8 protein-coding genes are annotated in these 12,319 nt (G+C 71.6%); 6 read left to right on the plus strand and 2 right to left on the minus strand.

Annotation, left to right across the window (positions count from 1 at the left end; genetic code table 11):
* Window positions 1-52 precede the first annotated feature (52 nt).
* A complete protein-coding gene (gene ppgK, locus KSED_RS05925; protein ID WP_015779195.1) occupies window positions 53-820 on the minus strand; it encodes a polyphosphate--glucose phosphotransferase in 768 nt (255 codons plus the stop codon).
* Complete coding sequence (map, locus tag KSED_RS05930) at window positions 817-1,677, minus strand: type I methionyl aminopeptidase (protein WP_015779196.1); 861 nt, start codon at window positions 1,675-1,677, stop codon at window positions 817-819. Before map ends, ppgK begins: the two co-directional genes overlap by 4 nt.
* Window positions 1,678-2,256: 579 nt before the next feature.
* On the opposite strand from map, the gene KSED_RS05935 reads away from it, so the two are divergent.
* The 6 genes from KSED_RS05935 (at window position 2,257) to KSED_RS05960 (ending at window position 12,315) form a co-directional block, all read left to right on the plus strand.
* Window positions 2,257-2,475, plus strand: coding sequence for a hypothetical protein (locus KSED_RS05935; protein WP_015779197.1), 219 nt, complete (start codon window positions 2,257-2,259; stop codon window positions 2,473-2,475).
* A gap of 9 nt (window positions 2,476-2,484) precedes the next feature.
* Window positions 2,485-3,876 (plus strand): M20/M25/M40 family metallo-hydrolase, encoded by a 1,392-nt coding sequence (locus KSED_RS05940; protein WP_015779198.1) that lies wholly within the window; start codon window positions 2,485-2,487, stop codon window positions 3,874-3,876.
* A 206-nt stretch (window positions 3,877-4,082) separates the two neighbouring features.
* A complete protein-coding gene (locus KSED_RS05945) occupies window positions 4,083-7,235 on the plus strand; it encodes an immune inhibitor A domain-containing protein (protein ID WP_143827354.1) in 3,153 nt (1,050 codons plus the stop codon).
* Between the two features lie 136 nt (window positions 7,236-7,371).
* Complete coding sequence (locus KSED_RS05950) at window positions 7,372-8,712, plus strand: glutamine synthetase family protein (protein ID WP_015779201.1); 1,341 nt, start codon at window positions 7,372-7,374, stop codon at window positions 8,710-8,712.
* Window positions 8,709-11,672: a bifunctional [glutamine synthetase] adenylyltransferase/[glutamine synthetase]-adenylyl-L-tyrosine phosphorylase gene (locus KSED_RS05955; protein ID WP_115306659.1), complete on the plus strand. Its 2,964-nt coding sequence runs from the start codon at window positions 8,709-8,711 to the stop codon at window positions 11,670-11,672. The genes KSED_RS05950 and KSED_RS05955 overlap by 4 nt, the downstream gene beginning before the upstream one ends.
* Window positions 11,673-11,682: 10 nt before the next feature.
* Entirely contained in the window at window positions 11,683-12,315 is a 633-nt protein-coding gene (locus KSED_RS05960; protein ID WP_015779203.1) for a hypothetical protein, read from the plus strand.
* Window positions 12,316-12,319 lie beyond the last annotated feature (4 nt).

The following is a 12,319-nucleotide window of genomic DNA, read 5'->3' on the forward strand; positions in this document are numbered from 1 at the left end:
GACCTCTGTCCGGGGGAGCCGCTGAGTTCGCCAGCCGGCAGCGGCGGGTGGCTCAGCCGTGCCCACCCGCGTGCACGGCGGCGTGGGCGGCACCGATGATGCCCGCGTCGTTCTTGAGTTGCGCCGCCACGATCGGCGCTCGCAGGTGCAGCAGGGGCAGGAACTTCTCGGCCTTCTTGCTCACGCCCCCGCCCACGACGATGAGGTCGGGCCAGAGTAGGTCCTCCAGGGTGGAGTAGTAGGTCTGCAGGCGGTCGGCCCACTCCTGCCACGACAGGTCCTCGCCCTCACGGGCGGAGTTGGCGGTCACGGTCTCGGCGTCCACGCCATCGATCTCGATGTGTCCGAGCTCTGAGTTCGGCAGCAGCCGCCCGTCGCTGATCAACGCGGTCCCGATGCCGGTGCCCAGAGTGGTGACGAGCACCAGCCCCCGGGTGCCCCGGGCGGCCCCGTAGTGGGCCTCGGCCAGCCCGGCGGCATCGGCGTCGTTGAGCACGTGCACCTCCCGGCCCAGGTGCTCGGAGAACAGCCCGTCGGCGTCGGTGCCGATCCAGCTGTCGTCGATGTTGGCCGCGGTCCGCACGACGCCGTGGCTGACCACGGCCGGGACGGTCACGCCGATGGGGTGCCCGGCGGTCTGCTTGGCGAACTTCTGGGCGATCTCGTCGATCACCTCCGCCACGGCGGCAGGCGTGGAGTCCTTCGGCGTCTCCAGGCGCAGGCGCTCGGTGGCGAAGGCGCCCTTCTCGAGGTCCACGGGGGCGCCCTTGATGCCGCTGCCGCCGACGTCGATGCCCAGGGGGTGCTGTGAGCTGCTCATGGTGTGGTCAGGATCTCCGGTCCGCTGTCGGTGATGAGGATGGTGTGCTCGAACTGCGCGGACCGGGAGAGGTCCTTGGTGACGACGGTCCAGTCGTCGTCCCACATGGTCCAGTCGGCGGTCCCGAGGTTCAGCATCGGCTCGACGGTGAAGGTCATGCCCGGCTGGATCACGTCGGAGTAGGCCGGCGCGGCGTCGTAGTGGGGGATGATCAGCCCGCTGTGGAAGTGGGTGCCGATGCCGTGGCCGGTGTAGTCCCGCACCACGCCGTAGCCGAAGCGGCTGGCGTACATCTCGATGACGCGGCCGATGACGTTCACCTCGCGGCCGGGCTTGGCGGCCTTGATCCCGCGCAGGGTGGCCTCGAGGGTGCGCTCCACGAGCAGGCGCGAGTCCTCGTCGACGTCGCCGGCCAGGAAGGTGGCGTTGGTGTCACCGTGCACGCCGTGGATGAAGGCCGTGATGTCGATGTTGACGATGTCGCCCTCGGCGAGCTCCCGGTCGTCGGGGATGCCGTGGCAGATCACCTCGTTCACCGAGCTGCACAGCGACTTCGGGTAGCCGCGGTAGCCGAGCGTCGAGGGGTAGGCGCCGTGGTCCAGCAGGAACTCGTGGCCGATGCGGTCGAGCTTGTCGGTGGTGACGCCCGGGGCGACTGCCCGCCCGACCTCCTCCCGGGCCTGGGCGGCGATGCGGCAGGCGATCCGCATCTTCTCGATGGTCTCGGCGTCCTTCACCTCCGAGCCCGTGAACGGGGCCGGGGCGGGCCGGTCGACGTACTCGGGGCGCTCGATGGAGGCGGGCACCTCGCGACGGGGGCCGACGTGGCCGGGGGTCAACGGGGGAGCGACAGGCATGCGGCGCAGTCTAGGAGAGCGGGCGTCGGCCGTGGGCCGGTGGCGGTGCCGAGGGGGTGACCAGGCCCCACGTGATGCCGGCTGCGGTCACGGCGAGGAGCGCCGCACCCCCGGTGAGGGGTGCCCAGACGAGGAAGGCGGCCTGGGCCAGCAGCGGGTTCCACGCCTGGTCCGAGTGGGCGTCCCAGTCCCCACAGGAGCACCGGCACCGCCCCGGTCGCGATGGCCATCGGGACCATCGCCCAGGCGGGCTCGATCCACTCGGTGCCACCGCCCAGTTCCGGGGGCAGGGGGACCGGCCGGCGATGTGCTCGCTCCAGGAGCCCCACGGCCGAACCGACGATGAGGGCGGCGGCCGCCACACCCACCACCCATCGGCCGACGCCACGGAGCCGGTCACCCACGGGCCAGCCGGTCCACGCCCGACGCCTCGCGGGCGCTTCACCTGGTAGTTTGAACATGTTCAAAGACTGCCACCGAGCCGCCCGCGTGTCCATCTGGTCAGCCGGGTCTCGCGCCCGTCGTGGCCGCGGTGCATAGGGTGGGTCGAGTTGGTCCACCGAGCGCAAGGAGAGAACCGTGAGCTTCTACTACAACATCGTCACCGGCCAGGTGGAGGAGTCCGGCGACAGCCGTTCCCGCAACGCCGACGTGATGGGGCCCTACGACTCCCGCGAGGAGGCCGAGAACGCCCTTGCCAGCGCACGGGCCAACACCGAGAAGTGGGATGCCCAGAACGCCGAGGAGGCCGACCAGCCCGGCGGCGCCAACTGGGACGCCAACCCCCTGAACGGCTGACCGGCACCCATGGAGGCAACCCCCCAGCGCTCGCGCACCCAGGAGCACACCGGCCCGCTGCCCAGTGGGCTGGAGTTCCCGTGGACGGACGCCTACCCCGCTGAGTCCGAGGGCGAGGGTGGCCGCATCGAGCCCTGTCCCCAGGGTGACGCGGCGCTGGAGGTCCTGGACGACCGCCGGCTGGTCGCGGACCTCTCGGCCCTGGTGTCGATACCCAGCGTGGGCGGTACCCCGGAGGAGATCCGCGCCCAGCGCTGGGGGGCGGAGGCGCTGCGTCGCCTCGGGGGAGATGTCGACGAGTGGGACGAGGACGTCCGGGAGCTGGCCGGGCGCGACGGGTGGCCGGGTCAGGAGGTCGAGCGCTCAGCGCTGCGCGGCGTCGTGGGCCGGTTCGGCCCCGCGGAGGGGGAGCCGGCCCTGATCCTCTGTGGCCACACCGATGTGGTGCCGGCCACCGACGCGGAGCTCTGGTCGGAGAAGGACCCCTGGACCGTCGTGCGCGGTGAGGACGAGCACGGCCTGTGGTACCGCGGCCGGGGTGTCACCGACATGAAGGGCGGGGTGGCGGCGATCCTCGCCGCGGTGCGAGCACTGCAGGCCAGCGGCTTCACCTTCCGACGACCGTTGGCCGTCCATCTCGTGAGTGGGGAGGAGGACGGCGGGGCGGGCGCCTTCGCCACCCTCGCCCGGGGACACGGGGGCGAGGCGTGCGTCATCGCCGAGCCCACCGCCGGCTACCTGGTGACCGCCAACGCGGGCTCGCTGACCTTCCAGCTCATCATCCCGGGTCGGGCCGCTCACGGGGCGATGGCCCGGGAGGGGGTCAACGCCCTGGAGGGTCTGGAGCTGGTGCGTCAGGCGCTCCTGGAGCTGCAGGAGCAGCGCCGTCAGGACCCGCCGCCGCCGTTCGACACCGTGGCCGACCCGTGGCCGCTCAGCATCGGCATCGTCCGGGGCGGCGACTGGGCCTCCACGGTGCTGGACGAGCTCGTCGTCGAGGGGCGCTTCGGGGTGCGCACCGACGAGGACCCGCAGGAGGCGCGTGACGCCTTCGAAGCCTGCGTGGCGCGGGCCTGTGCCTCCGACGACTTCCTTCGGGACCACCCGGTGCGGGTGGAGTGGCCCGGCGGGATCTTCGCCCCCGGCGAGATGCCCAGCGGTCACCCCCTGGCCGTCCAGGTGGCCGATGCGGTGGTGCGCGCCGGCTTCGACCGACCAGAGCGGATGGGGGTGCCCTACGGGTCCGACCTGCGGCAGTACGCAGCCGCCGGCATCCCGACGCTGCAGTACGGCCCCGGTGACATCCGGCAGGCACACTCGGTGGACGAGTGGGTCGACCGGGCGGCCCTGGTGCGGTGCGCCCGGGCCTACGTGCACCTCATCGCCGAACGCTGTGGTTGAGCGCCGACGGCCTTGACGGAACCCGCTGGGGGGCAAAGACGTTCGAATCGTGTCCAAATCGTGACCGTGCTGCGGGTGACAGCCGGGGGGTGCCGGCCACATGATGTCAGGTGGTGATATTCACCACTCACACCATCTCGATGGAGGACACCGTGACCCCTAGCAAGGCGACAAGGCTCTCGGGCGCGGCACTCGTGGCATTCGCCATGACCGCCGTTCCCATGGCCCAGGTCTCTGCCGTCCCGTCCCAGGACGGCCAGACCTCTCACGAGCACCGCAAGGACGACCTTCCGCACCCGCTGGGCGACAAGCAGCGGGCCATGAAGGACGAGGCCATCAAGCAGCTCATCAAGGGTGACGCCAAGATTGTCACCAAGAGCGGGAGCCGCTCCATCCAGCTGGGTGAGGGCGCCGAGAAGCAGTTCGTGCAGTACGACGTCGAGCGCACCGAGAACGTGCTCACGATCCTCACCGAGTTCGGTGACGAGATCGACCCGCGCACCGGTGGCGAGCCCGGCCCGCTGCACAACCAGATCGCCGAGCCGGACCGCTCGGAGGACAACACGACCGTCTGGCAGGACGACTTCAACACCGACTACTACGACGAGTTGATGTTCGGCGAGGAGGACTCCTTCCGGCACTTCTTCCAGAAGCAGTCCAGCGGTCGCTTCGACGTCCAGGGTGGTGTGTACGACTGGGTGGAGGTGCCCTTCAACGAGGCGCGTTACGGCTCCCCGAACATCCCCGAGTCGGACGGCTACTGGAACTACGTCAAGGACAGCGCCGAGGCCTGGTACAACGACCAGGTCGCGCAGGGCAAGACCACGGCCGAGATCCAGGCCGAGCTGGCCCAGTACGACGTCTGGGACCGGTACGACTACGACGGTGACGGTGACTTCAACGAGCCCGACGGCTACATCGACCACTTCCAGGTCGTGCACGCTGGCGAGGACGAGTCCGCTGGTGGCGGCGCCCAGGGCGAGGACGCCATCTGGGCCCACCGCTGGTACGCGTTCCCCACCCTGCAGGGCCAGGCGGGTCCGGAGGGCAACCTGATGGGTGGTGTGCCGATCGGTGACACCGGCCTGTGGATCGGTGACTACACCACCGAGCCGGAGAACGGTGGCCTCGGCGTGTTCGTGCACGAGTTCTCGCACGACCTCGGCCTGCCGGACTACTACGCGACCGACGGGGGCGACAACGGCGCCGCGTTCTGGACGCTGATGTCGGCGGGCTCCTGGCTGAACAAGGGTGAGGAGTCCATCGGCTCCTCCGCGGGCTTCATGGGCCCCAAGGAGAAGCTGCAGCTCGGCTGGCTGGACTACGAGACGGTGCAGCCCGGCGAGAGCACCACCAAGACCCTCGGCCCGGCCTACCACGCGACCAAGAACCCGCAGGCCATCGCGGTCCCGCTCCCGGACAAGGAGATCGTGGACCAGTACAACACCCCGTTCGAGGGTGAGTACGAGTACTGGAGCGGTTCGGCCAACAACCTGAACAGCTCCATCTCCACCACGATTGACCTGACGGCCGCGAGCTCCGCCAGCGTCTCGGCCAAGGCCGAGCACTTCATCGAGGCGGACTACGACTACCTGTACGCCGAGGTCTCCACCGACGGTGGGGCCACCTGGGCCAAGCTCGCTGAGATCTCCGGGGACAGCGATGGGTGGACGGACCTGTCCTACGACCTGGACGAGTACGCCGGGCAGGCTGTCGACTTCCGCTTCCGCTACCAGAGCGACGGTGGCGTGAACGAGAACGGCGCCTTCCTGGACAACCTCACGGTCACGGTCGACGGTGAGTCCACCGTCGACGGCGCCGAGGGTGAGCCCACCTGGACGCTGGACGGATTCACGAAGATCGACGGCAGCGTCACGCGCAACGAGAGCCACTTCTACCTGATGGAGAACCGTCAGTACGGCTCCTACGACGAGTCGCTGCGCACGGGTCCGTACAACTTCGGTTTCGGTGCCGCGCAGCCCGACTGGGCCGAGCGCTTCCCCTACCAGAACGGCATGCTCGTCTGGTACAGCAACGACGAGTACGCCGACAACAACACCGCGACGCACCCTGGTGGCGGTCAGTCCCTGCCCGTCGACGCGCGTCCCGAGGCCCTCGCCTGGGCCGACGGCACGCTCATGCGCAACCGCACCCAGACGTTCGACGCCACCTTCGGCCTCGAGCGCACGGACGCGGTCACGCTGCACAAGAACGGTGAGCCCACCGAGATCCCGGCCCGCGACGCCGAGCCGGTCTTCGAGGACACCGGGGAGAACGCCTACTACGACCCGTCCAACCCCGAGAACTCGGTGAAGCTGCCGGGTTCGGGCGTCCGTGCGCAGGTGCTCTCCACCGACGGTCACACGATGGAGGTCTGCTTCGGCGCCGCCGACAACTGTGACGCCGCTGCTCCGGAGGTCGCCGTCGACCGCTGGTGGGGCGACGACCGCTACGGCACGGCCGCCGAGGTGGCCAAGCAGACCGGTCCGAGCGACACCGTCTACCTGGCCGCCGGTGACACGTTCGCCGACGCCATGACGGCCAGCCCGGCTGCCGCCAACGGCAACGTGCCGAAGCAGATGTCGATCCCGGAGCAGGACGGCGAGAACGCCCCCATCCTGCTGACCCGTGAGAACCGGATCCCGGCCGAGACCCTGGACGCGCTCGAGGCCCTGGCGGCCAAGAACGTCGTCATCCTCGGTGGCGAGTCCGCGATCTCCTCGGGTGTCGCCTCCGAGCTCGAGGGCATGGGCCTGAAGGTCGAGCGCGTGGGCGGTGCGGACCGTTACGAGACGAGCGCCAACGTCGCCAAGATGTTCGGTACGAACGTTGACACGCTGTACATCGCCTCGGGTGAGGAGCGTGCCTTCGCGGACGCCCTGACCGGTTCCGCGCTGGCCGGTTCGCAGGACGCCCCCGTCCTGCTGACCAAGCCGGGCGAGGTCGAGCAGACCACCGCCGACGCGGTGGCCGCGCTCAACCCCGAGAAGATCGTCGTGCTGGGTGGCCCCGCGGCCATCTCGGACGCGGTCTACAACGAACTGGGCGCCACCGAGCGCTTGGCGGGCTCCGACCGCTACGCGACGGCCGCCAAGGTTGCCGCCGAGTTCGGTGTCGACCCCAACTACGCCCTGCTGGCTGACGGGACCGACTTCCCCGACGCCCTCACTGGTGGCGCCTACGCCGGGTTCCAGCACAGCCCGCTGCTGCTGACCCGTCCGGACCGCCTGCCGGCCGTGACCGAGACGCAGCTGAACGAGACCTCCCCCGAGCACATGGTGATCGTGGGCGGTACGGCGGCCGTGGCGCAGTCGATCGAGGACCAGCTCAACGAGCTGGTCGGTGGGTGGATGAACTGATCCACATCCCTCGCGCGGCGGTCGCCCCCTTCGACTGCCGCGCGGGGGACGCACTTCGGGAGGCCCGGCGGACCACGTGTCCGCCGGGCCTCCCGGCGTCCGGGCCCGAGGTGGGCGGAGGTGGTTGGATGGGGCCATGGATCGCCAGCAGGAATTCGTCCTCCGCACCATCGAGGAGCGGGACATCCGCTTCATGCGGCTGTGGTTCACCGACGTGCAGGGCTCCCTGAAGTCCGTGGGGGTGGCGCCGGCCGAGCTGGAGAACGCCTTCACCGAGGGCATCGGGTTCGACGGCAGCGCCATCGAGGGCTTTGCCCGCGTCTACGAGGCCGACACCCTGGCGATGCCGGACGCGTCCACCTTCCAGGTGGTCCCCTGGCGCGGCGGGGAGGGCGCCGGCATCGGGCGCATGTTCTGTGACATCACGCTGCCGGACGGCACGCCCAGTCCGGCCGACCCCCGCCAGGTCCTGCGGCGCGCCCTGCAGAAGGCCGATGACCTCGGCTTCACCTTCTACACCCACCCCGAGATCGAGTTCTTCCTCTTCGAGCGTGACCTCGATGCCGACGGCCGGCCCGTCCCCATCGACAACGCGGGCTACTTCGACCACCTCGCCCAGGGCGACGGCCACGACTTCCGGCGGGCCGCCATCGACATGCTCGAGAGCATGGGCATCCCGGTGGAGTTCTCGCACCACGAGGGCGCCCCGGGGCAGAACGAGATCGACCTGCGCTACGCCGATGCGCTCTCGACCGCGGACAACATCATGACCTTCCGCGCCATCGTGCGCGAGGTGGCCCTGAGCCAGGAGGCCTTCGCCTCCTTCATGCCCAAGCCGATGGCGGGCCACCCCGGCTCGGGCATGCACACCCACATCTCCCTGTTCGAGGGCGACCGCAACGCCTTCCACGAGCCGGGCGCGGAGTACCAGCTCTCGATCACGGGCCGTCGCTTCGTCGCCGGGCTGCTGCACCACGCGCGCGAGATCAGCGCCATCACCAACCAGTGGGTGAACTCCTACAAGCGCCTCTGGGGTGGGGGCGAGGCCCCGGCCCACGTGTGCTGGGGCCACAACAACCGCAGTGCGATGGTCCGCATCCCCATGTACAAGCCCACCAAGGTGCAGTCGAGCCGCATCGAGCTGCGCACCTTGGACTCGGCCTGCAACCCCTACCTGGCCTACGCGGTCGTGCTGGCAGCCGGCCTGAAGGGCATCGAGGAGGAGTACGAGCTCCCCGCGGAGGCCGAGGACGACGTGTGGGGCCTGACCGACGGGGAGCGCCGGGCACTGGGCATCCAGCCGCTGCCGTCCTCCCTGAGCGAGGCGATCGCGGCGATGGAGGAGTCCGAGCTCGTCGCCGAGACCCTCGGCGAGCACGTCTTCGACTACTTCCTGCGCAACAAGCGGGAGGAGTGGCTGGCGTACCGGGCGCAGGTGACGCCCTACGAGCTCGACCGCTACCTGCGCCAGCTGTGACCACCGGGAGCGGCCGGCCTGCCGGGTTGTCCTGGGTCCTGCGCGAGGGCTTCACCGAGGGGCGCCGGGCCGCGGGGTGCATCGCCGACCTGGCGGCCCTGCTGGACCGGGACGACCTCCCGCACCACCTGGGCCTGGCCCGGGCCCTGGGGCGCGCCGCCGACCCGGACCGCGCCGCCCTGGCCGCGGTCCGCATCGCCGAGGCGGCCGATGCGGGGCAGCGCCGCACCTGGGCACAGCGGATCGACGCGGCCGACCCGACCTCCGTCGAGGGGTCCGCAGCGCGCCTGGTGGCGGTCCTGGGGGCGAGCCGGGCGCTGGGGGACCACCTGGTGCGTCACCCCGAGCAGCTCGACCTCTTCACGGACCCGGAGCTCCCGGACGAGCAGGAGTCCCGCGAGGTGCTCCGGGACGCCGTCGAGTCCGCACTGGAGGCGGGGGAGTCCGGTGACGACGCACTGCGGGTGGCTTACCGGGGGCAGGTGCTGCGCATCGCGGGCATCGACCTCACGGCCCCGGACCCCACCGAGGTGGTCGACCGGGTGGCCGCGGCCCTGGCGGACCTGGCCGGTGCTGCCCTGGAGGCCGCCCTGGTGATCGCCCGCCACGAGGTGCAGGACGCCGACGACGTGCGGCTGGCCGTCATCGCCATGGGCAAGACCGGAGGGCGGGAGCTGAACTACGTCAGCGACGTCGACGTCATCTTCGTGGCCGAGCCCGCCGAGGGCGTCGAGGAGGGCCACGCGCTGCAGGTGGGGGCCCGGTTGGCGACCCGTCTCATGTCCGCCTGCGGCGCCTCGACCGCCGAGGGCACCCTCTGGCCCGTCGACGCCGCCCTGCGCCCGGAGGGCAAGGCCGGCCCGCTGGTGCGCACGCTGGAGAGCTTCTCGCAGTACTACGAGCGGTGGGCCTCCACCTGGGAGTTCCAGGCCCTGCTCAAGGCGCGGCCGGTCGCCGGCGACACGGACCTGGGGCAGGCCTTCGTGGGCCTCGTGGACCCCTTGGTCTGGCAGGTCTCCCACCGCGACGGGTTCGTCGAGGGCGTCCAGCGCATGCGGCGCCGGGTGGAGGCCCACATCCCCGCCGCGGAGGCCAAGCGGCAGCTCAAGCTCGGCGCGGGTGGGCTGCGGGACATCGAGTTCTCGGTGCAGCTGTTGCAGCTCGTGCACGGGCGGGTGGACGAGGGCCTGCGCACCGGCAGCACCCTGCCGGGCCTCGCTGCCCTGGCGGCCGGCGGGTACGTCGCGCGCTCGGACGCCGCCGTGCTCGACCCCGCTTACCGACTGCTGCGCTCGCTGGAGCACCGCATCCAGCTCGACCGGTTGCGACGTTCCCACTTGGTGCCCACCGACCCCGACGACCTGCGCCGCCTGGGCCGCTCGATGGGGTGGTCCAAGGACCCGGCACAGGAGGTGGAGCGCCGATGGGGTGAGGTCTCCAAGGAGGTGCGGCGCCTGCACGAGCGGCTCTTCTACCGTCCCGTGCTGGCCGCCCTGTCGGACCTCACCGCCTCCCAGGCGCGCATGACCCCCGAGGCGGTCACCGAGCGGTTGGCCGCCCTCGGCTTCGCCGACCCGGCGGGCTCGGTGCGCCACCTGGAGGCCCTCACCAAGGGGGTCTCGCGCACCGCGGCCATCCAGCGCCAGCTCCTGCCGGCCATGCTCGGGTGGTTCGCCAGCTGGCCGGCGCCCGATGCGGGGCTGCTCGCCTTCCGCCGCATCAGCGAGTCCCTGGGCGGGACCCACTGGTACATGGCCATGTTGCGCGACGAGGGGCACGCCGCCGAGCGCTATGCACACGTGCTGTCCGCCAGCCGCTACCTGACGAGCCTGCTCGAGCGGGGGCCCGAGGCGGTCCGCCTGCTCGGGGAGCCCGAGGCCCTCGCGCCCACGGAGCGCGAAAAGATCCTGTCGCGCATGTCCAGCGCGGCGAAACGGGCCGAGTCGGTGGAGGGCGCCGCCCAGGCGGCTCGGGTCCTGCGGCGGACGGAGATCCTGCGGATGGGCATCGGCAGCCTCACCGGGACGTTGGACGGCGCCCAGGTCTCCGCGGGCCTGACCGCTGCGGCCGAGGCCCTGCTCGAGGCGGTGCTGCTCCGGGCCCTCGACGGGGACGCAACCGGGGTGGCGGTCATCGGGCTGGGGCGGCTCGGCGGTGCGGAGATGGGCTTCGCCAGCGATGCGGACCTCTTCGTCGTCCACGACGACGCACCGGGCCGGGCCGAGGCGGCGACAGCGGCGCTGAAAACCCTGCGCACCACCCTGGCGGGCGGCTCGGAGCCGCCGCTGGAGATCGACATCGACCTGCGTCCGGAGGGCAAGAGCGGCCCGACGGTCCGGGGCATCGCGTCGCTGGCGGAGTACTACGCCCGGTGGAGCTCCGCGTGGGAGGCCCAGGCGCTGGTGCGGGCGCGCCCGGTCGCGGGGGACCCGGCGCTGGCCGGTCGGGTGATGGAGCTCATCGACCCGCTCCGCTGGCCGGAGGGTGGGCTGGTGGAGTCCGCGGTGCGGGAGATGAGGGTGCTCAAGGCGCGCATGGAGGCCGAGCGCATCCCACGGGGCGGGGACCCCAAGCTCCACCTGAAGCTCGGACGGGGTGGTCTGTCCGACGTGGAGTGGACGGTGCAGATGCTGCAGATGCAGCACGCTGCGGCCGAGGAGTCCCTGCGCACGACCAGCACGGTCGAGGCGCTGGCGGCGCTGCAGGAGCTCGGCCACGTGACGGGGGCTGACGCCGAGGCGCTGCGGGGTGCGTGGACGCTGGCCAGCGACGTGCGGGATGCCAGCATGCTGTGGCGGGGTCGTGCCACCGACAGCCTGCCGACCGACCCCCGGGACCGTGAGGGGGTCTCCCGCGCCATGGGGCGCCCGGCAGGTGCCGGTCCGGAGCTCACCGAGGAGTACCTGCGCCAGGCGCGGCGGGCGCGCGCCATGGTCGAGCGGCTCTTCTACGATTCGTAGACTGCTGCCCGTGAACCCCGTCGACGTCGTGAGCCCTGCGCACTCCGCCCTGCTGTGGTTCGCGGGCGACGTGGAGACGGTCACCGACTGGCTCACCGACGGTGTGGTGGCCGCCGAGGTGGCCGCAGGCGAGGGGTGGACGGTCGTGCGCCCGCTGGCCGTCCCGGACGGTCTGGGGCCCTACGGTGACGCGCTGGGGCTGACCCTGAGCCGTCCCGTCCCGACGGAGCTGTTGCCGGTGATCGGCTTCACCGAGCGCGAGGGCCTGCTCGTCGTCGCGGCGGCGACCCACCACGAACCCCGCCTGCACTGGGTGGCCGTCCTGCCCGGGGTCGGGCCCCACCCGCTCGTGGACCTCCCCGTCTGCGGGCCTCGTTTCCTCGCCCAGGCGGCGGGGGCGCCCGAGGCCGCCGATGAGGTGACGGCCCTGGTCTCGCTGGGCCGGGGCGCGAACAGCGGGCCACGGGAGTTCGGCACCCGGCTGGCCCTCACCCTGGGGCTTCCGGGGGCCCCGCTGTTCCGCCGGCCCGGGCAGCTGCCCGGCGCCCGCACGGCCGAGCCCGACCCCCGCGAGGTGCAGCGCTTCCTGTCCGTGCTGTCCGACCGGCTGGTCGAGCGCGCCGAGGCGGAGGGCGACCGATGAGGGC

Source organism: Kytococcus sedentarius DSM 20547 (assembly GCF_000023925.1).
GTDB lineage: Bacteria > Actinomycetota > Actinomycetes > Actinomycetales > Dermatophilaceae > Kytococcus > Kytococcus sedentarius.

What these genes read in the sequence shown, in the direction of transcription:
- KSED_RS05940 (WP_015779198.1), top strand. Translation starts at nt 2,485, where the DNA reads ATGGAGGCAACCCCCCAGCGCTCGCGCACCCAGGAGCACACCGGCCCG.
- map (WP_015779196.1), bottom strand. Translation starts at nt 1,677, where the DNA reads ATGCCTGTCGCTCCCCCGTTGACCCCCGGCCACGTCGGCCCCCGTCGC.
- ppgK (WP_015779195.1), bottom strand. Translation starts at nt 820, where the DNA reads ATGAGCAGCTCACAGCACCCCCTGGGCATCGACGTCGGCGGCAGCGGC.
- KSED_RS05950 (WP_015779201.1), top strand. Translation starts at nt 7,372, where the DNA reads ATGGATCGCCAGCAGGAATTCGTCCTCCGCACCATCGAGGAGCGGGAC.
- KSED_RS05945 (WP_143827354.1), top strand. Translation starts at nt 4,083, where the DNA reads ATGACCGCCGTTCCCATGGCCCAGGTCTCTGCCGTCCCGTCCCAGGAC.